The organism is Janthinobacterium sp. SUN100 (assembly GCF_030397705.1).
Lineage (GTDB): Bacteria > Pseudomonadota > Gammaproteobacteria > Burkholderiales > Burkholderiaceae_D > Janthinobacterium > Janthinobacterium kumbetense.
Window position 1 is genome coordinate 596,652 of sequence record NZ_JAPUBU010000004.1, and the last position, 19,087, is coordinate 615,738.

General features: G+C 64.6%; 19 protein-coding genes. 8 read left to right on the forward strand and 11 right to left on the reverse strand.

The window, feature by feature from the left end:
• The first annotated feature begins 20 nt into the window (after positions 1-20).
• The 4 genes from pyrR (at position 21) to O0881_RS22770 (ending at position 3,663) form a co-directional block, all read left to right on the forward strand.
• On the forward strand, positions 21-545 hold the full coding sequence (gene pyrR, locus O0881_RS22755) for a bifunctional pyr operon transcriptional regulator/uracil phosphoribosyltransferase PyrR (RefSeq protein ID WP_034780225.1): 525 nt from the start codon (positions 21-23) through the stop codon (positions 543-545).
• Entirely contained in the window at positions 538-1,503 is a 966-nt protein-coding gene (locus O0881_RS22760; protein ID WP_034746695.1) for an aspartate carbamoyltransferase catalytic subunit, read from the forward strand. The genes pyrR and O0881_RS22760 overlap by 8 nt, the downstream gene beginning before the upstream one ends.
• Before the next feature lie 24 nt (positions 1,504-1,527).
• Positions 1,528-2,829, forward strand: coding sequence for a dihydroorotase (locus O0881_RS22765; protein WP_289913203.1), 1,302 nt, complete (start codon positions 1,528-1,530; stop codon positions 2,827-2,829).
• An 87-nt stretch (positions 2,830-2,916) separates the two neighbouring features.
• Positions 2,917-3,663, forward strand: coding sequence for a lysophospholipid acyltransferase family protein (locus O0881_RS22770; RefSeq protein WP_289913204.1), 747 nt, complete (start codon positions 2,917-2,919; stop codon positions 3,661-3,663).
• On the opposite strand, the gene O0881_RS22775 is transcribed toward O0881_RS22770, so the two are convergent.
• The 7 genes from O0881_RS22775 to O0881_RS22805 form a co-directional block, all read right to left on the reverse strand.
• The gene (locus O0881_RS22775; RefSeq protein WP_034780216.1) at positions 3,660-4,424 is read right to left on the reverse strand and encodes an ABC transporter permease; all 765 of its coding nucleotides are present in this window, start codon (positions 4,422-4,424) and stop codon (positions 3,660-3,662) included. The two genes, O0881_RS22770 and O0881_RS22775, sit on opposite strands and share 4 nt — an antisense overlap.
• A 2-nt stretch (positions 4,425-4,426) precedes the next feature.
• Complete coding sequence (locus O0881_RS22780) at positions 4,427-5,671, reverse strand: ABC transporter substrate-binding protein (RefSeq protein ID WP_289913205.1); 1,245 nt, start codon at positions 5,669-5,671, stop codon at positions 4,427-4,429.
• 17 nt (positions 5,672-5,688) lie between these two features.
• Positions 5,689-6,489: an ABC transporter ATP-binding protein gene (locus O0881_RS22785; protein ID WP_289913206.1), complete on the reverse strand. Its 801-nt coding sequence runs from the start codon at positions 6,487-6,489 to the stop codon at positions 5,689-5,691.
• On the reverse strand, positions 6,486-7,571 hold the full coding sequence (locus tag O0881_RS22790) for an acyl-CoA dehydrogenase family protein (protein WP_289913209.1): 1,086 nt from the start codon (positions 7,569-7,571) through the stop codon (positions 6,486-6,488). The genes O0881_RS22785 and O0881_RS22790 overlap by 4 nt, the downstream gene beginning before the upstream one ends.
• Before the next feature lies 1 nt (position 7,572).
• Positions 7,573-8,127, reverse strand: a complete 555-nt coding sequence (locus tag O0881_RS22795; RefSeq protein WP_099666548.1) for a carboxymuconolactone decarboxylase family protein — start codon at positions 8,125-8,127, stop codon at positions 7,573-7,575.
• 118 nt (positions 8,128-8,245) lie between these two features.
• Positions 8,246-9,166 carry an AraC family transcriptional regulator gene (locus O0881_RS22800; RefSeq protein WP_289913210.1) on the reverse strand — a complete coding sequence of 307 codons (921 nt, stop codon included), beginning with the start codon at positions 9,164-9,166 and terminating at the stop codon, positions 8,246-8,248.
• Positions 9,167-9,259: 93 nt separating this feature from the next.
• Complete coding sequence (locus tag O0881_RS22805; RefSeq protein WP_289913211.1) at positions 9,260-10,099, reverse strand: symmetrical bis(5'-nucleosyl)-tetraphosphatase; 840 nt, start codon at positions 10,097-10,099, stop codon at positions 9,260-9,262.
• Between the two features lie 451 nt (positions 10,100-10,550).
• Here O0881_RS22805 and O0881_RS22810 point away from each other — a divergent pair, with 451 nt between their 5' ends.
• The 4 genes from O0881_RS22810 to waaA all read left to right on the forward strand — a co-directional run bounded on the left by O0881_RS22810 (position 10,551) and on the right by waaA (position 14,670).
• Positions 10,551-10,859, forward strand: a complete 309-nt coding sequence (locus O0881_RS22810) for an H-NS histone family protein (protein ID WP_077408468.1) — start codon at positions 10,551-10,553, stop codon at positions 10,857-10,859.
• 91 nt (positions 10,860-10,950) lie between these two features.
• Positions 10,951-12,333: a phosphomannomutase/phosphoglucomutase gene (locus O0881_RS22815; RefSeq protein ID WP_289913213.1), complete on the forward strand. Its 1,383-nt coding sequence runs from the start codon at positions 10,951-10,953 to the stop codon at positions 12,331-12,333.
• A 4-nt stretch (positions 12,334-12,337) separates the two neighbouring features.
• Positions 12,338-13,360, forward strand: a complete 1,023-nt coding sequence (gene waaC / locus O0881_RS22820; protein ID WP_289913214.1) for a lipopolysaccharide heptosyltransferase I — start codon at positions 12,338-12,340, stop codon at positions 13,358-13,360.
• 32 nt (positions 13,361-13,392) lie between these two features.
• Complete coding sequence (waaA, locus tag O0881_RS22825) at positions 13,393-14,670, forward strand: lipid IV(A) 3-deoxy-D-manno-octulosonic acid transferase (RefSeq protein WP_289913215.1); 1,278 nt, start codon at positions 13,393-13,395, stop codon at positions 14,668-14,670.
• On the opposite strand, the gene O0881_RS22830 is transcribed toward waaA, so the two are convergent.
• The 4 genes from O0881_RS22830 to glyS are packed head-to-tail and all read right to left on the reverse strand — an operon-like array spanning position 14,667 to position 19,081.
• On the reverse strand, positions 14,667-15,590 hold the full coding sequence (locus O0881_RS22830) for a SprT family zinc-dependent metalloprotease (protein ID WP_289913216.1): 924 nt from the start codon (positions 15,588-15,590) through the stop codon (positions 14,667-14,669). The genes waaA and O0881_RS22830 overlap by 4 nt on opposite strands.
• A gap of 44 nt (positions 15,591-15,634) precedes the next feature.
• Positions 15,635-16,375 (reverse strand): lysophospholipid acyltransferase family protein, encoded by a 741-nt coding sequence (locus tag O0881_RS22835; protein ID WP_034746739.1) that lies wholly within the window; start codon positions 16,373-16,375, stop codon positions 15,635-15,637.
• Positions 16,376-16,391: 16 nt separating this feature from the next.
• Positions 16,392-16,979 carry a D-glycero-beta-D-manno-heptose 1,7-bisphosphate 7-phosphatase gene (gene gmhB, locus O0881_RS22840; RefSeq protein WP_289913217.1) on the reverse strand — a complete coding sequence of 196 codons (588 nt, stop codon included), beginning with the start codon at positions 16,977-16,979 and terminating at the stop codon, positions 16,392-16,394.
• The gene (gene glyS, locus O0881_RS22845) at positions 16,979-19,081 is read right to left on the reverse strand and encodes a glycine--tRNA ligase subunit beta (protein WP_289913218.1); all 2,103 of its coding nucleotides are present in this window, start codon (positions 19,079-19,081) and stop codon (positions 16,979-16,981) included. Before glyS ends, gmhB begins: the two co-directional genes overlap by 1 nt.
• Positions 19,082-19,087: the final 6 nt, after the last annotated feature.

A 19,087-nucleotide genomic window follows, 5' to 3' on the forward strand; every position in this document is an offset into this window, starting at 1 on the left:
CCTGAATGATCAAGAACCCTATGCCGCATCCTACAAATCCTTCCCAACTCGACGCCGAGGCCCTGTACGCGGTCTTGCTGCAACAGGTGCAGAGCGGCCTGGCGGGCATCCCCAACGTGGCCATCGTCGGCATCCATTCGGGCGGCGCCTGGCTGGCTGAACGCCTGGCGCGCGACCTGAACCTGCTCGACCGCCTGGGCGTGCTCGATGTCTCGTTCTACCGCGACGACTTCGCCCAGAAGGGTCTGCATGCCGACGTCAAGCCGACGCAAATCAGCTTTGACGTGGCCGGCGCCACCATCCTGCTGGTCGACGATGTGCTGTACACGGGCCGCACCACGCGCGCGGCCATCAACGAATTGTTCGATTATGGTCGCCCGGCGAAGATCATGCTGGCCGCCCTGGTCGACCGCGGCGAACGCCAGCTGCCGGTTGCCGCCGATTTTGTGGCCGCCTTTACAGCCGTACCGCCGGGCCAGGCCCTGGTCCTGAAGCAAGCCGACGATGGAAAATTCACGCTCACCATAGATACCCACCATGCTTAATCCGCAACTGAATAAACACGGCGAACTGCAACATCTGCTGACGATTGAAGGCTTGCCGAAGTCTATCGTCAACCACATCCTCGATACCGCTTCCTCGTTCGTCGGCATCTCCGATCGCGATGTGAAAAAGGTGCCGCTGATGCGCGGCAAGAGCGTTTTCAATCTGTTCTTTGAAAACTCCACACGCACCCGCACCACCTTCGAGATCGCGTCAAAAAGGCTGTCGGCCGACGTCATCAACCTGAACATCCAGGCGTCGTCGGCCAGCAAGGGCGAGTCCCTGCTCGACACCATCGACAACCTGTCGGCCATGCATGCCGACATGTTCGTCGTGCGCCATGCGCAGTCGGGCGCACCCTACCTGATCGCCAAGCACCTGATCGACACGAAGCAGCCGCACGTCCACGTGGTCAACGCGGGCGACGGACGCCATGCGCATCCGACCCAGGGCTTGCTCGATATGTACACGATCCGCCACTACAAGAAGGATTTCACCAACCTGACGGTGGCCATCGTGGGCGATATCCTGCATAGCCGCGTGGCCCGTTCCGACATCCACGCGCTGACCACCCTGGGCGTGCCGGAAGTGCGCGCCATTGGCCCGCACACCCTGCTGCCGGGCGGCCTGGAACAGATGGGCGTGCGCACCTTCACCAACATGGATGAAGGCCTCAAAGGCGTGGACGTGATCATCATGCTGCGCCTGCAGAATGAACGCATGAGCGGCGCGCTGCTGCCGTCGGCGCAGGAATATTTCAAGAGCTATGGCTTGACGCCCGAGCGCCTGGCGCTGGCGAAACCGGACGCCATCGTCATGCATCCGGGCCCGATGAACCGCGGCGTGGAGATCGATTCGGCTGTGGCCGACGGTCCGCAGGCGGTGATCCTGCCGCAGGTGACGTTCGGTATCGCCGTGCGCATGGCGGTGATGAGTATTTTGGCTGGTAATCAGGGCTGATAGCCCAAGGACGAGTAAGCGAGCATGACGACACTACATATCAAGAACGGCCACCTGATCGACCCTGCCAACGGCATCGATGGCTTGCAAGACCTGTTCATCGCCGACGGCAAAGTGCTGGCCGTGGGCAGCGCCCCGGCCGGCTTCAAGGCCGACACCACCTTTGACGCGGCCGGCCTGGTGGTTTCCCCCGGCCTGGTCGACCTGTCCGCGCGCCTGCGCGAGCCGGGCTACGAATACAAGGCCACCCTGGAATCGGAACTGCAGGCGGCGCTGCAAGGCGGCGTGACGAGCCTGGTCTGCCCGCCCGACACCGATCCCGTGCTCGACGAGCCGGGCCTCGTGGAAATGCTGAAATACCGCGCCAAGACGCAGAACAAGGCGCACGTGCACCCGCTGGGCGCACTGACCATGGGCTTGAAGGGCAAGTCGTTGACGGAGATGGCCGAATTGACGGAAGCGGGCTGCATCGGCTTCGCGCAGGCGGAAGAGCCGATCGAAGACACCACTGTGCTGCTGCGCGCCATGCAGTACGCGAACACCTTCGGCTACACGGTCTGGCTGCGCCCGCAAGACCCGCACATCGGCCGCGGCGGCATCGCCCATAGCGGTCCGCTGGCATCGCGCCTGGGCCTGTCCGGCGTGCCCGTGATGTCCGAAACCATCGCGCTGCACACGATCTTTGAGCTGATGCGCGCCAGCCGCGCGCGCGTGCACCTGTGCCGCATCTCGTCGGCGGCGGGCCTGGAACTGATCCGCGCCGCCAAGGCCGAAGGCTTGCCCGTCACCTGCGACGTGGGCGTGCACCATGTGCACCTGACGGACGCCGATATCGGTTTCTTCGACCCGAACGCGAGGGTCACGCCGCCGTTCCGTAGCCAGCGCGACCGCGATGCGATCCGCGCCGGCTTGCTCGACGGTACGGTCGACGCCATGTGCTCGGACCATACGCCCGTCGACGACGATGAGAAACTGCTGCCGTTCGGCGAAGCGTCGCCCGGCGCCACTGGCCTCGAACTGCTGCTGTCGCTGGCCCTGAAATGGGCCGACGACTATGCGCTGGCGCAACCGCAGGCGGGCGCCCGTCCGCTGGCGCGCGCCGTAGCCAAGGTCACGTCCGATGCGGCCCGTGTCGCCGGCATCCCTGCCGGCAGCCTGGCGGTGGGCGAAGCTGCCGACATCTGCGTCTTCGACCCCGCCGCGCGCTGGACCGTGTCGTCGGCGTCGCTGGCCAGCCAGGGCAAGCACACGCCTTTCCTCGGCTATGAGCTGAGCGGCATCGTCAAGGCGACCATCGTCGCCGGACAGGTGGCGTTTCAGCGTTAAAAAATCAGATCCGTGGACCGGGGCACGCTGCCCCGGCATCCCTTGTCTGCTCCCGGATTTCGGTTCTGGTTTATTTGTTGGTGTGATTTGAAACTTCTGCTTACCTACCGCCTCGCGCGCATCGCCATTCACCTGAGCTGCGGCATGGCCAAGAGCGCCGTGCTCTTTCCCTGGCTGGACCTGGAGGGCCGCAACCGGCGCATCCGCCGCTGGTCGACGCAGCTGCTCGACATCTGCGGCGTGCACGTGGCGCAGCCGGCAGACAGCGTGCCGGCGCTCGACCATGCGATGGTGGTGGCGAACCACGTGTCGTGGCTCGATATCTTCGTCATCAATGCCGTGCACCCCTGCCGTTTCGTCGCCAAGGCGGAAATCCGCGCCTGGCCCATCCTGGGCTGGCTGGCGGGGCGCGCCGGCACCATCTTCATTTCGCGCGGCAGCAAGCGCGATTTGCGCCTGATCTTCCAGGGCCTGGTGGATAAATTGACGGCGGGCGAGCGCATCGCGTTCTTCCCCGAAGGCACCACCGCCGCGCAGGGACAGATACTGCCGTTTCACGCCAACCTGTTCGAGGCGGCCATCGACGCGCAAGTGCCGGTGCAGCCGTTCGCGCTCGTGTATGTGGATGACAAGGGAGCACTGCATCACGCCGTCGACTTCATCGGCGAAATGAGTTTTGCGCAAAGCATGGTGGCAATCCTGAGCGGCCCGCCCATCACGGCGCGCCTGACCTGTCTGGCGCCAGTGGCGACGTTCGATGCGCACCGGCGCGAACTGGCGACGGCAACGCAGGCGGCGGTGGCCGCCGCGCTGCCGCTGGAAAAAACCGCCTAGTTTTTGACGTGCAGCCAGCGCGCATGCGCTGCGCGGGCCAGGTAGTCGAGGATAAATCCAAGTATGCCGATCAGCACAATGGCGGCCATCAGCTCCGAATACGCGAGCCGGTCGCGCGTATCGAGGATGAAGTAGCCGAGACCGGCCGACACGCCCAGCATTTCCGCCGGCACCAGCACGATCCAGATGATGCCGATGGCCAGGCGCACGCCCGTCAGGATGTCGGCCGTAATGCCCGGCAAAATCACCTTGAAGACGATTTCGCTGCGCGTGGCCGACAGACTGCGCGCCAGCAGCAGCCAGTTCGGATCGAGCCGCGCCACGCCGGCCGCCGTATTGAGCAAAATCGGCCAGACTGCCGCAAACGCCAGCAGGAAGTACACGGGCGCGTCGCCGACGCCGAGCACCATCACGGCGATCGGCATCCACGACAACGGCGAAATCATGCGCAGCAGCTGAAACAGCGGCATGGCTGCGCCGGAAAAGCTCTTCGACATGGCCACTAGCACGCCCAGCGGCACGCCGATGACGATCGCCAGTCCCAGGCCCACGGCCACCCTTTGCAGGCTCAATACCACGTGCAGCCAGATATCCGAACCGCCCACCATCTCCTGGAACGCCAGCGCCGTGGGCAAGGGCGCGAAGGCGGTGGCGATGGGCGTGGATTTCTCCAGCGCCGTCACGCCCATGGACCACAGCAGCAAGGCACAGGCCAGCCCCACCAGGGGCAGGCCGAACTTCGTGAACAACTTGCTCGCCATCGTCAGACCGCCACGGTTTCGCTGCGCAGCAGGTTGGCCGGCAGGCCGAAGGCGGCCGGGCCGCCGACTGCCGTGATGGCCTTGCGCACGAAGCGGTCATCAACCAGGTCGCGCGCGGCGAACTTCGGATCGAGGTTGGCCAGGAAGCGCGTATCGCCTTCGACTTTGGTACGGCCGATGGCGCGCACCAGTTCTTCCGTGTACGAGGCAAACGGATATGGCTGGAAGTCGATGCGGCGCTGCTGCCAGTTCTTGTGCACGATCAGGCCCTGCTTTTCATAGCCGGCGTAATCGGTGGTGGCCAGCACCTTGGTCAGCACCTGCAGCGGATGCGGCGTGTAGCGGTGTTCGCCCACGTTCGACAGCAGCTTGGCCGTGTCGACCTGGTTCGAACGCGTCCACAGCTGCGCCTTGACGATGGCGTTGGTGACCTTCTGCGCCCATTCGGGACGCGTGTTGATGTCGCGCTCGGACAGGAAGGTGACGCAGCACGCATGGTTTTTCCACACGTCGCCCGAGAAGCGCAGGATCTTGCCGATGCCGGCGTTTTCCGCCGCCGCATTGAACGGTTCGGCCACGATGTAACCGGCAATCGACTTGCTGGCCAGGGCCGAGACCATTTCGGCCGGCGCCAGCACGATCAGGTTGACTTCATTCGGCTTGATGGCCGCATTGCGCGCCCGCGTGACCGGGATCAGGCCGTTGGAGGACAGGATCTGCTGCAGCAGGATGTTATGGATCGAGTACCAGAACGGGATGGCGACCGTACGTCCGCCCAGGTCGGAGACCTTGTTGATCTCGTTGGCCACCGTCAGCGCGGAGCCGTTGACGTGGTTCCATGCCACGACTTTCGCAGGGAACTTGGCGCCGTAGCGCACCCATAGGGTGGCCGGTGACAGCAGGTGGATGACGTTGACCTGGCCGGCGACGAAGGCTTCGATGATTTGCGCCCAGCTGCGGAACAAACGCGGCGTCTCCGCCTGCAGGCCTTCCGCTTCAAACAGCTTGCGGGCGTGGGCGACGAGCAGCGGGGTGGCGTCGGTAATTGGCAGGTAGCCGATTTTCACGGGCTGGTCGTCGCCTTTTGGGCCTTGCTGGGCCATGGCGTCACCGGCGAACAGCAGGGGAGAAGCCACGCTGGCCGTGGCCAGCGCCGACATGCGCAGGAAGTCGCGCCGCGTCAGGCCGCAGTCGCAATCGGACGAGGCGCAGATATGCAGGGGTTTGTTTTGATCTTCGAATGTCATGGGAAAGTTCCGGTCGATTAATTGGGAGCGAAGGCGGGCGTTTGATCCTGCTTTTGCAGCGCCTGCAGGGCGTCGAGGATGTCCATCTTGAGGGCGATCACGTCGGCGCTGTGGCTGATGCGGGGCTGATCGATGGCGACGGACCATTCGCGCACGATGTTGCCCGGCTTGCCGCCCATCAGCAGGATGCGGTCGGCCACGAGGATCGCTTCATCGATATCGTGCGTGACCAGCAGCACGGCCGTGTGCCAGCGGTGCACCACGTCGACCAGCAGCGACTGCATCTCGGCGCGCGTGATGGCGTCGAGCGCGGAAAACGGTTCATCGGCGAACAGCAGTTCCGGTTCGCGCGCCAGCGCACGGGCCAGCGCCACGCGCTGCGCCATGCCGCCGGAGAGGGCGGATGGATACAGCCTTTCGCGTCCCTTCAAGCCCACCGCCTCGATGGCTTGTGCCACGCGCGCCCGGTGCGCCTCGCGCGTCAGCTTGGGCTGGTGCTTGAAGTCCAGGCCAAAACCGGCATTGCCCGTGACGTTCAGCCAGGGCAGCAGGCTGGCTTGCTGGAAGACGAGGGCGCTACGCGGGTCCGGTTCGCGCATGGGGGCGTCGAGGAATTGAATCTCACCCGTGGACGGCGGTTGCAAGCCGGCCAGCACGCGCAGCAGGCTCGATTTGCCGCAGCCGCTGCCGCCCAGCAGGCAGACAATTTCGCGCTTGCGCACGCCCAGCGAGACGTGCTGGAACACGGGTGCCGTGCCCGGATAGGCGTAGCTCAGCTCCTGCGCCTGCAGCGCCCAGTCTTGTGTCGCTGCCGTCATGCCGGCGCTCCCGCCGCCTTGGCCGCCTGCTGGCTGTCGAACAGCTGCAAGGCTGCCTGCAATTGCGTCAGGCTGGGAGTGACGATGGGGATGAACGACGATTCGCGCCAGCGGCGGGCAAAGCCCTGCTGCTCGGCGTTCAGGTAGGCGCGCCCGCCCATGGCTTGCAGTTCCAGCATCAGCGCCTGCTGCAGCACGTCGGCCAGCTGTATGCGCAGGCGGAACATGGCCGGCGCCTGCGTCTTGAAGCGGCCATCGTGCACGCCGGCCAGCAAGGTCGCGATGGCGGCCTCCAGGGTCGCTTGCAGTGCTTCGATGCGCGGCGTAAGCTGGTTGCGCGAGCCGGCGGAAATTTGCGCCGCTTTGGCCAGGCTGGCGCGCGCCAGGCCGATCGACAGGCCGCACTGCATGCCGAGGAACGATGGGCGCACCTGCGGCAGCCAGGCCGGCGCGTTGTCGCTGATGATGTCCGCGGCGGGAATGTGCACCTGCGCCAGCTTGACGGAAGCCGTATTGCTGCCGCGCAGGGCGATCAGGTCCAGGTCGTCGCTGCGCTGCACGCCTGCCGTGCCGCTGTCGAAGGCGACGATGACAGGGGGTGCGCCGTCGTTCGGCGCCACGGCGGCTGCCGCGACAAAGCCCGCCTTGCGCAAGTTCGTCACCCAGGCCAGGCCGCCGTCGACCAGCAAGCCGTCGTCGTGGCGCGCGCCCGTGATTTGCAGCTGCTCGATGCCGGACAAGAATTTCATGGCGTTCGACAGGCCGCTGGCGCCGGCCTGCGTGCCTGCCAGCAGGCCAGGCAAGCGGCGCTCGGCCAGCGCGCGGTTTTCGCTTTGCAGCAGGAATTCGATGAAGCAGCGCTGGCCCCAGAAAACAAAGGCCGCCGTCACCGATTGCTCGGCCACGTTGGCGATGGCGTCGATGGCGTCGCGTACGTCGCCGCCCGCGCCGCCGTGTTCCTGCGGCACGCCGATGGTTAGCAACTGGTCGCCAGCGAGGGCCGGCAAAATGGTTTCAGCCAGGTCCGACGATTGGTCCAATTGGTCGGCATGCGTGTGCAGCCAGTGATTGAGGTGGCCCATGTCAGACGGCGCCAGGCAGGTAGGGCGTCAATTGCGGATTGACGGGCGTGCCGGCCAGGCTGTTGGAGAAATTGCACAGGGTGGCCAGGCTGATGCCCAGCACCACTTCCAGCGCCTGCTGTTCGTTGTAGCCGGCCGCCAGGAAGGTTTGATATTCGGCGTCGCTGACGGCGCCGCGCGTGGCAATGACGGCCGTGGCGAAGGCGGCGACGGCGTCCAGCTTTGTATCGCCCGTCGGCTGGCCATGCTGCAGCGCGCGCACGGTGTCCGGTGTCTGGCCCGCTTTTTTCAGCGAGATTGCGCTATGGCCGGCGATGCAGAAATCGCAGCCGTGGATGCGCGCGGCCGTGATTTGCACCACTTCGCGTTCCATTAACGTCAGGCTGGCGCGCGCATTGATGCCGGAGACGGTCAGATAGGTTTCCAGGGCCAGCGGGGCATTGGCCAGCACGCCGATCAGGTTGGGCAGGAAGCCATTGTTGGCGATGGCCTTTTCCACGAAGGGGCGGCTATCGGCCGGGGCGGTATCGAGAGTGTGCAGCGTCAGACGGGACATGGGGTACCTTGCTAAGTTGGTAAGTCACTCATGCATTATATCGGCCATGCCGTGCAGGTAACAGACGTCAGCGTCGTCCTTTTGTGCTCGTTCGTCTGCGATTGTGCGATCCTTGATTTCAGCTGGCCAGTTGGCGCTGGCGCTGGTCGCGCCGGTAGGCGCCTGGCTGTTCGCCCGTGACCCGCTTGAACGCGCGCGTAAAGGCGGCGTGCGAGCGGTAGCCCACCAGTTCGGCCGCGCGTTCGACGGAGACGCCATCGTGCAGGCGCCGCGCGGCGATCTTCATGCGCAGCAGGAGCAGGAACTGGGCCGGCGAGTGGCCGCTGGCGCTGGCGAAATGCTTGCAGAAGCTGGCGCGCGACATGCACGCGGCCTTGGCCATGTTCTCGATCGACCAGTCGTCGGCGGGGGCGTCGAGCATGCGTTCGAGCAGCGGCGAAAATGCGGGCTGGTGCAGCAGCGACAGCAGGCCGGCCGCCACCTGCTCGCCCTGCGCCACATGGCGTATCAGGTAAAAGAACAGCAGTTCGACCAGGCGCGCGATGAGCGGCGACGGTTGTTCCGGGTCGCCGCCGGCTTCCGCCAGTATCAGGTCGAACAGCGCGGCAGCGGCGCTGAAGGCGGGCGCGTCGCCGCGTATCAGCAGGTACGGCGGGAAGGAGTCGACGATCAGCGCGGAGAGGGCGCCGCGAAATTGAAAGAAGCCGCAGGCCAGCGCCGTCGCCGGCTGGTCCGTGGGCGACTGCAGCGGCAGCATGGCTTGTGCGCTGACCGCCTGCAGCGGGTCGCTGTGTGGGCTGAGGAAGTGCGGCAAGTCGCGCAGCAGGAAGACGCCGTCGCGCGGGCCGAGCGCAATCGGAGCCGCCCCGTCGAGGTGCAGATAGCAGTGGCCATCGAGCACCAGGTGAAAGCTGCCCAGTTCCCGGCCCGCCGTGGAGGCGTGCCAGCGGCCGCAGTACTGGCCTACATGCAGGACGGCGGTGTCGAGTTCCAGGCTGCCGAGCAGCCAGCGCGCCAGTCTGTCGGTATCAGGATGCATGGGATCGCAAAGGCAAAAGCTGCATCATACGGGCTGCGCGCGGCAAGGCCAACGACCGATTTCGATTAAGCATATGCGCGCCATGCTTGCCATCTAGCGCTTGCCGCTGTGCTGCTGGAAGGCGGGGCAGGCGACTTGCAGCAGCGAGCGGTCTTCCAGGCACACGGCCGACAGTTTTCCACCCCAGACGCAGCCGCTATCGAGGCCGATCAGGTGCTCCCGCAGCTGCAGTCCAAGCGCCGACCAGTGGCCGAAGACGATGGTGTCGCCGGCGCTGCGCCGTCTCGGCACGTCGAACCACGGCAGCAGGCCGGAGCCCGGCGGCGGGCTGCCGCTCTCCTTCATCTTGAAGTCCATCACGCCTTCCGGCGTGCAAAAGCGCAGCCGCGTCATGGCGTTGACGATGCAACGCAGCCGGTCGGCGCCCTGCAGGTCGTCGCGCCAGGCGGCCGGCTCGTTGCCGTACATGGTACGCAGGAAGGCCACCCAGCCGTCGCTGCGCAGCATCGCGGACACTTCCCCGCTAAGGGACAGGGCCTGAGCCGCGCTCCATTGCGGCAGCAAGCCCGCATGCACGAGCACGTGGCCGTCGTGCTCCAGTGCCAACGGCCGTTGGCGCAGCCAGTTGATCAACTCGTCGCGGTCGGGTGCGTCGAGGATTTCGGCCAGCGTATCGGACGCATGCTCGGGGCGGATGCCGTTGGCCACGGCCAGCAGGTGCAAGTCATGGTTGCCCAGGACGCTGTCGGCCAGCCCCTGCTGCGCCAGCGCGTGCACGTGGCGCAGCGTGGCCAGCGAGGCCGGGCCGCGGTTGATCAGGTCGCCCGCGAACAGCAGGCGGTACGGGCCATTCGCTGCCGCCTGGATCAGTTCGATCAGTTCGATGGTTTGTGCATGGCAGCCTTGCAGATCGCCGATAAAGTAAGTTTTCATATGTGCCGGGGTGAAGTGAACTACGCGCCTGCATTATAAGCATGCCTGCCCTTTGGTGTTGGGTGCATTCCTGGTCCGTACCCGATTGCGCGCACGGCTGGCGGGAAGAGAAGCGGATGCCGATTATGCTGTCGGAGATTTAATGGGGGGCATTTCCCGCTGGCATATATCGATAATCATCCGCCAGCGCGTTTATCGGAATGGATAGCCGCGCCACGCTGGTCTTGCAAGCGGGCTGCGCAGGAAGCCGGAATGCCACTCATCCATGTTTATTTATTTTCTACGCGTACTTTCGGCATATTTTTCATTGAATCTTAATGTGGAGCAGATAAATAAGCCGATAGCCGTGATTCAATAGGCGATGGATTATGCAACGCTGCGCAGATGTTTATGCAATGTAGTATATTTCACGCTTATTTTATTATTTAAATTAATATAAAGGATGTACGGGATGGATCTGTCTACGATGACGATGCTGGAATTGCGCAAGCTGGAAGATAATGTCAAGCAGGAATTGAACAGCCGCGAACGTGAAGATTTGAACAAGGCGCGCGAACAGATCATGGCCATCGCGCAGCAGGCGGGCATTCCGCTGAAACAGTTGATACTCGACGGCTTGCATCCGCGCACGGGCAAAGTCGCGGTGCGTTACCGCCATCCTGACAATGCGACCGAGCAATGGACAGGCCGTGGCCGCCAGCCGCTGTGGGTCAGGCAATGGGTGGAATCGGGCAAGTCGATCGATCTGCTGCGCGTATAATTCGGTATACTCTTGGCGCAGTAGCAAGCTGTCAGCCCCGCGCTGCACCTTGCCAGGCACCCTATTTGACCCTCTTTATACCGCCCACACCATGCTTCCATTGTCCAGAACGATCTTCAAGGCCTACGATATTCGCGGCATCATCGCTAAAACCCTCGATGCCAGCGTGGCCCACAAGATCGGTCAGGCATTTGGCCAGGCCGCTCTGGCCAAGGGCGAGCAGCGGGTCGTGATCGGCCGCGATGGCCGCCTGTCGGGGCCGGAATTGACGGCGGCGCTGGCGCAGGGCTTGCAAGCTGCAGGCGTCGACGTGATCGATCTGGGCGTGGTGGCCACGCCGATGGTCTACTTCGGCACGAATGTGCTCGACACGCGTTCCGGCATCATGGTCACGGGCAGCCACAATCCGCCCGACTACAACGGCTTCAAGATGGTGCTGGCCGGTGAAGCGATCCACGGCGAAGCGATCCAGGCGCTGTACCACAGCATCGTCGCGCACGACGGCAGCGCCAGCAGCACGCCAGGCAGCTATGCCACGCACGATATCCGCGCCGCCTATTTGGAGCGCATCCTGGGCGACGTCCAGCTGGCGCGTCCGATCAAGATCGCCGTCGACTGCGGCAATGGCGTGGCCGGCGCATTTGCGGGCGACCTGTTCCGCGGCATGGGCTGCGAGGTCATCGAATTGTTCTGCGAAGTCGATGGCAATTTCCCGAACCATCATCCGGATCCGGCGCATCCGGAAAACCTGCAAGACCTGATCCGCTGCCTGGCCGAGACGGATGCGGAAATCGGCATCGCCTTCGATGGCGACGGCGACCGCCTGGGCGTGGTCACCAAGGATGGTCAGATCATCTACCCCGACCGCCAGATGATGCTGTTCGCCGCCGACGTGCTGACCCGCCATCCTGGCGCGCAAATCCTGTATGACGTGAAGTGCACGCGCCACCTGGCGCCTTACATCACCAAGCATGGCGGCGTGCCGCTGATGTACAAGACGGGCCACTCGCTGGTGAAAGCCAAGCTGCGCGAAACGGGCGCGCCGCTGGGCGGCGAAATGAGCGGCCATATCTTCTTCAAGGATCGCTGGTACGGTTTCGACGACGGCCTGTATTCGGCTGCGCGCCTGCTGGAAATCCTCACGCGCGAAGCCGATCCTTCCGCCCTGTTGAACGCCCTGCCGCAGTCCGACAGCACGCCGGAACTGCACCTGGAACTGAAGGAAGGCGAGAACGTCGCGCTGATGGACATGCTGCGCCGCGACGCCGTCTTCCCCGGCAATGAGCAGATCATCACCATCGACGGCTTGCGCGTGGAGTATGCGGATGGTTTCGGCCTGGCCCGCTCGTCGAACACCACGCCGGTGATCGTCATGCGCTTCGAAGCGGAAACGCCGGCAGCGCTGGCGCGCATCCAGGGGCAGTTCAAGAGCGTGATCCTGGCCGCCAAGCCAGACGCTGTGCTGCCGTTCTGACAGCATGGCCGGCCAAGCTGGCGCACAGGCGCCCTTGAAAATCCTGCTGGTGCGGGTGTCCTCGCTGGGCGACGTACTGCATAACCTGCCGATGGTGGCGGATATCGCCCGCCACTATCCGGATGCGACCATCGACTGGGTGGTCGAAGAGGGTTACGTCAGCCTGGTGCGCCTGAACCCGCGCGTGGGCACCATCTTCCCGTTCGCGCTGCGGCGCTGGCGCAAGAGCCTGGGCAAGAAAGAGACGCGCGCGGAAATCGCCGCCTTCTTCCGCAGCCTGCGGCAGACGCATTACGATTATGTGTTCGATACCCAGGGCTTGCTCAAGACGGGCATCATCATGGGTGCCGCGCGCCTGGCGCCGGGCGGGCAGAAAGTCGGCCTGGCCAATGGCAGCGAAGGTTCCGGGTACGAAGGCATCTCGCGCATTTTTCATACGAAGAGCATTCCGCTCGACCCGCGCACGCATGCGGTAGCGCGCGGCCGCCTGGTGGCCGGCGCGGCACTCGGCTATACGGTCGACACGCCGGCCGATTTCGGTTTGCCGGAAGTATCGGCCAGCGAAGCGCGTCCGGACTGGATGGGCGAGGCGCCTTACTGCGTGTATTTCCACGGTACGGCGCGCGACGCCAAGAAGTGGGCGCCGGAAAACTGGGTCGCCCTGGGCCACGCGCTCGCGCCCATGCCGATTCTGCTACCCTGGGGTTCGCCCAAGGAAAAGGCGGAAGCCGAACAACTGGCGGCCAGCCTGCCCAACGCGCGCCTGCTGCCGAAGCTGTCGATGGAAGACGCCACCCTGCTGGCACGCCATGCGGCGCTGGTGATCGGCGTCGACACGGGCCTGACACATATCGCCGCCGCCTTCGTGCGTCCGACGGTGGAAATCTATGCCGATTCGCCGCTGTGGAAAACGGAAGGCAACTGGTCGCCGAAAATCATCAACCTGGGCGACAAAGGCGCGCCGCCCGGCGTGCCGGAAGTGCTGGCCGCGGCGCAGCACCTGCTGGCCGACCACCCTCCCGCCTGACTTCAACCGCCTGACTTCAACATCAAACAAACATGCGACTTCTTTATACCCTTGCCTGGTGGCTGGCCTTGCCCCTGGTGCTGGCGCGGCTGTGGCTGCGCGGACGCCAGGAACCCGGCTACCGCCAGCATTGGGGCGAGCGTCTGGGCTTTTACGGGCGCCAGGCCACACCTGCCCCCGACACCATCTGGCTGCACGCCGTCTCCGTCGGCGAGACGCGCGCGGCCGAGCCGTTGATCGATGCGCTGCTGGCCGCATGGCCCGCGTGCCGCATCGTTCTCACGCACATGACGCCGACGGGGCGCGCCACGGGAAAATCCCTGTTCGCCAGACACGGGGCGCGCCTCGTGCAAAGCTACCTGCCGTATGACACGGGCGCCATGCCGGCCCGTTTCATCCGCCATTTCGCGCCGCGCATCTGCATCCTGATGGAGACGGAAGTGTGGCCAAACCTGATCCACCAATGCAATCGCTACAAAGTACCCGTGGTGCTGGCCAATGCGCGCCTGTCGCAGCGATCGCTGGGCAAGGCGCAGCGCCTGGGGAAACTCATCGCCGATGCGGCGCGCGGCATCACCCTGGTCGCGGCGCAGACGCAGGACGACGCCGATCGCGTACGTCAGCTGGGTGTGCAGGACGCGGTGGTCACGGGCAGCATCAAGTTCGACGTCGTCGTGCCCGAAACGGCGCTGGCGACAGGCGCCTGGCTGCGCGGCGCCATCGGCACACGTCCCGTGCTGCTGTGCGCCAGCACGCGCGAAGGGGAAGAGCAGCTGATCCTCGATGCTTATACCCGCGCCAGCCTGCCTGCCAATGCACTGCTGTTGATCGTGCCGCGTCATCCGCAGCGCTTTGACGAGGTGGAAAAACTCATCGCGGCGCAGGGCTTGGCCGTGCAGCGCAGGTCCGGCCTGGGCCAGGATGGCATCGTGGCTGCGGGCACGCAGGTGCTGCTGGGCGACTCGATGGGCGAGATGTTTGCGTATTATGCGGCCTGTGATTGCGCTTTCGTGGGCGGCAGCCTGCTGCCGTTGGGCGGGCAAAACCTGATCGAGCCGGCGGCCCTGGGCAAGCCCGTGCTGATCGGCCCCCACACCTTCAATTTTGCGCTGGTGACCGAACAGGCGATTGCCGCCGGCGGCGCCGCGCTGGTGGCGGACGCCGACGCGCTGATGGCGCAGGCGGCGGCCCTGCTGCAGGATCCCGCGCGCCTGGCGGCGATGGGAGAAAAAGCGCTGGCGTTTGCCAGCCAGCACCGGGGCGCCACGCCGCGCACGATCGCTGCGATCCAGCCTTTGCTGCCAGCTTAATTGAACAGGACTGGCAATTCCTGCGAGCGTTTTCTGAGCGCCTGCTTGGCGCCATCGTAATCGGGATAGATCGATTCCACGGTGGCCCAGAAGCGGGGGCTGTGGTTCATTTCCAGCAGGTGCGACAGTTCGTGCGCCACCACGTAGTCGATCAGCGGCAGGGCGAAATGGATCAGGCGCCAGTTCAGGCGGATCTTGCGCTCGATGGTGCAGCTGCCCCAGCGCGTGCCGGCCGACGACAGCGACAATGAATCGTAGCGCACGCCCAGCTTGTCCGCATACACGTCCAGGCGCGCCTCGAACAGCTGGCGCGCTTCGTGCTGGAACCAGCCCTTCACTTTTTCCTTCAACTGCTGTTCGCTGCCCGTGGGCGTAACCCATACGTGCAGCTCATTCGTCTCGCGCTGGAAGCTGGCGCGGTGGCGCGGCGCCTGGTGCAACCGCAAGGTAATGTCGCCGCCGAGGTAGGGCAGCACGGCGCCATCGACCCAGGCCACGGGCGGGCGCTGCTGGCGCTGCACCTTGCGCTCGCCCCGTTCCAGCAGTTTCGAGACGATCCAGCCTTGCTTGGCGCGGATGGCGTTGTCGATTTCGGCCAGGGTGACGCGCTTGGGCGCCGTGACGCGCAAGCCGTTATCGTCGATCATGAAGCCGATGGAACGGCGCGTGGAACGGCGCAGGGCAAATTCGACGAGGTGGCTGTCCAGTTGCAGCTGGCGCAGTGGCGGGCCATCGGCGGTGCGTGGCGGGGAAGGCAGGGGAGGCGGGGCAGGACGAGCGATGGGGGGCGCGGGTGCCACTAGCGGTGGCGCCACGGGCGGCGCTGGCGGTGCCGTGGGGCGCACCGCCGGGGGCGTGCTGGTCGAGGCGTCATGCGCGAACAAATCCAGTTGCTGGTCGCCGACCCTGATGGTCTTCATCTGCTGGCGCAGTGTCGGCTCCTGGATGACCGCGCTGATGCCGTCTAGCCAGCGTTGTAGGCGTGAGGCGAAATGACGCGCATTTCTGATTCTATCCAATTTTCCACCTGTTGCATCATGCTGTCCGGGGTTTGCCCTTCCGGCGAAATCGGTTTGCCTATCGAGACGGTGATCAGTCCCGGGCGTTTGAGGAATGACTGCTTGGGCCAGCATTCGCCTGAATTATGCGCAATCGGCACCACCACGGCGCCCGTGGCGATAGCCAAACGCGTGCCGCCGCTCTTGTACTTGCCCGCCTGGCCCACGGGAATGCGGGTACCTTCAGGGAACATGATAATCCATTGGCCATCTGCCAGGCGGCGCTTGCCATGCGCGACGACGCTCTTGAACGCATGCTTGCCCTGTTTGCGGTCGATGGGGATCATGCGCAGCAGCGCCATGGCCCAGCCGAAGAAGGGGATGTACAAAATCTCCTTCTTGAACACATATACGAGCGGACGTGGCAGGCTGGGAAGCAAAAAGATGGTTTCCCAGGCCGACTGGTGCTTCGAGAGCACGATGGCCGGCGCATCGGGGAAGTTCTCGGCGCCCTTGACTTCATAGCGGATGCCGCAAATGACCTTGGCACACCACAGGATAAACACGTTCCAGCGCGAGGTGACCCAATAGCGCTTGTTATAGCTCAATGGCGCGGCAAAAAAGCACACGCAGGCCCAGACGATGGTGGCCACGATCATGATGATCATGAACAGCAGGGATCGCAGGAACAGGGAAATATTACGCAATGCGGTTCTCCGAAGATTAGATACTGAATGCCACGGTGGGCACCGCTGCCGCCGGCGCCTTGAGCAGGTGGCTGACGACGGCGGCCAGGTCGGGGAAGACCTGGGTGCCAGGCGGCAGGCCGCCCGTTTCATTGGTCTTTTCGCCTTTGCCCGTCAAGACCAGGTAGGGCACGCAGCCGCTGATGAAGCCTGCCTGCAGGTCGCGCAGCGAATCGCCGACCGTGGGCACGCCTTTCAGGCTGGTGTTGTAGCGCTGCGATATTTCATGGAACATGCCCGGTTTCGGCTTGCGGCAATCGCAATTGTCCGCGCCCGCATGCGGGCAAAAGAAGATGGCATCGATATCGGCGCCCACTTGCTGCGCCAATGTGTGCATCTTCTGGTGGATCGCGTTCAAGACCGTCATGTCGAAATATTCGCGCGCGATGCCCGACTGGTTCGAGGCGATGACGACGCGATAGCCTGCCTGGTTCAGGCGGGCGATCGCTTCGAGCGAACCGGGGATCGGCAGCCATTCGGCGGGCGACTTGATGAAGTCCGGCGAGTCATGGTTAATGACACCGTCGCGGTCGAGAATAATCAGCTTCAGCGCCGGCGTGCCCATTATGCCGCCAGCTTCGAAATGTCTGCGACGCGGTTCATCATGCCGTGCAGCGACGACAGCAAGGCCAGGCGGTTGTTGCGCAGGGCGACATCCTCGGCCATCACCATCACGTCGTTGAAGAAGCCATCGACATCGTCGCGCAGCTGCGCCAGCGTTTGCAGGGTGCTGGTGAAGTCGCCCTTGGCGAAGGCCGCGTCGACTTCCGGCTGCACGCGCGAGACGGCGGCGGCCAGTTTTTTCTCCGCCTCGTCCTGCAGCAGCGCCACGTTGACGCCGCCGGCGGCGACCTGGCTCACGGCTTCTTCGTTCTTTTTCAGGATGTTCGTGATGCGCTTGTTGGCGGCGGCCAGCGAGGCGCTTTCCGGCAGGGCGGCAAACGCCTGCACGGCTTCCAGGCGCTGCACGATGTCGTCCAGGTGGTCAGGATTCTGCGCCACGACGGCTTCGATTTCATTCGGCGAGAAACCGCGCTCGCGCAGGATGCCGCGCAGGCGGTCCAGCATGAAGGTGGTGACGTCCGCCACCGGGTCCTTGAAGCCGGGAACGGCTGCGAACTGCGCGGCGGCATCGGCCAGCAAGCCCTGGATCGACAAAGGCAAGCGTTTTTCCAGCAGCATGCGCAGCACGCCCAGGGCATGGCGGCGCAGCGCGAACGGGTCCTTGTCGCCCGTCGGCGCCAGGCCGATGGCCCAGATGCCGACCAGGGTTTCGAGCTTGTCGGCCAGGGCCACGGCGGTGCCGGTGGCGGTCGATGGCAGGGCGTCGCCGGCAAAGCGCGGCTGGTAGTGTTCGGACGCGGCCAGCGCCACTTCCTCGGCTTCGCCGTCATGGCGCGCGTAGTACGTGCCCATGATGCCTTGCAGCTCGGGGAATTCGCCCACCATGTCTGTCAGCAAATCGGCCTTGGCCAGCAGGGCGCCGCGTTCGGCCAAGGCTACGTCGCCACCCAATTTTGCGGCGATGGCGCCGGCCAGCGACTTGACGCGTTCTGTGCGGGCCGCTTGCGTGCCCAGCTTGTTGTGGTAGACGACATTGGCCAGCAGCGGCAGGCGCGATGCCAGGGTTTTCTTCTTGTCTTGCTCGAAGAAGAACTTGGCGTCGGACAGGCGCGGGCGCACGACGCGCTCGTTGCCGCCGATGATGTGTTCGGGCGTGTCCGTTTCGATGTTCGACACGATCAGGAAGCGCGAGCGCAGCTTGCCTTCGCTGTCCGTCAAAGCGAAGTATTTCTGGTTCGTCTGCATGGTGAGGATCAGGCATTCCTGCGGCACGGCCAGGAATTCTTCCTCGAAGTGGCACTCATACACGACCGGCCATTCGACCAGGGCCGTGACTTCATCGAGCAGCGCTTCGGGCATCAGCACCTGGTCGGCACCGGCCTTGTCCAGCAACTGGGCGCGGATGCGTTCCTTGCGTTCTTCGTTGCTGGCGATGACGCTGGCGTTGAGGATCAGCGACGGCGCATAGTTTTCGGCGTGTGCGATGGTGATCGGCTCGCCGTCGGTGAGGAAACGGTGGCCCAGGGTGGTGCGGCCGGCCGTCAAGCCCAGCAGGGTCAACGGCAGGATATTGATGCCGTGCAGGGCGATCAGGCTGTGGGCCGGGCGCACGAATTGTACGGTGCTACCGTCCGGGCGCTGATAGCTCATCAGTTTTGGAATCGGTAGCTTGGCGCAAGATTCGGTTAATGCAGCCTGCGCACCTGTGGCGAGCTGGCTGCCGGGTGCCGTGTAGGTATAGAAGAAGCTTTCAGCCTTGCCGTCGGCGGCGCGTTCCAGCTCGGCCACCGTCAGGTCGGGGAAGCCCAGCGCGGCCAGTTTCTTGGCCAGCGGCGGGGTGCCGTTGCCGTTCGCGTCCAGCGCCACGGAGACGGGCAAGACTTTTTCCCGGATCGATTTATCGGGCGAGACTTCGCGCACGTTGGTGATGGAAACGGCCAGGCGGCGCGGCGAGGCGTAGCTGGTGGCGACGCTGTCGGCTTCCAGGAAGTCGCGCGCTTTCAGTCCGTTGACAATGCTGGCCGTAAAGGCGGCGCCCAGTTTGGCCAGCGCTTTCGGCGGCAGTTCTTCGGTCAGCAGTTCGATGAGCAGTGTTTGGTTCATGGTGTT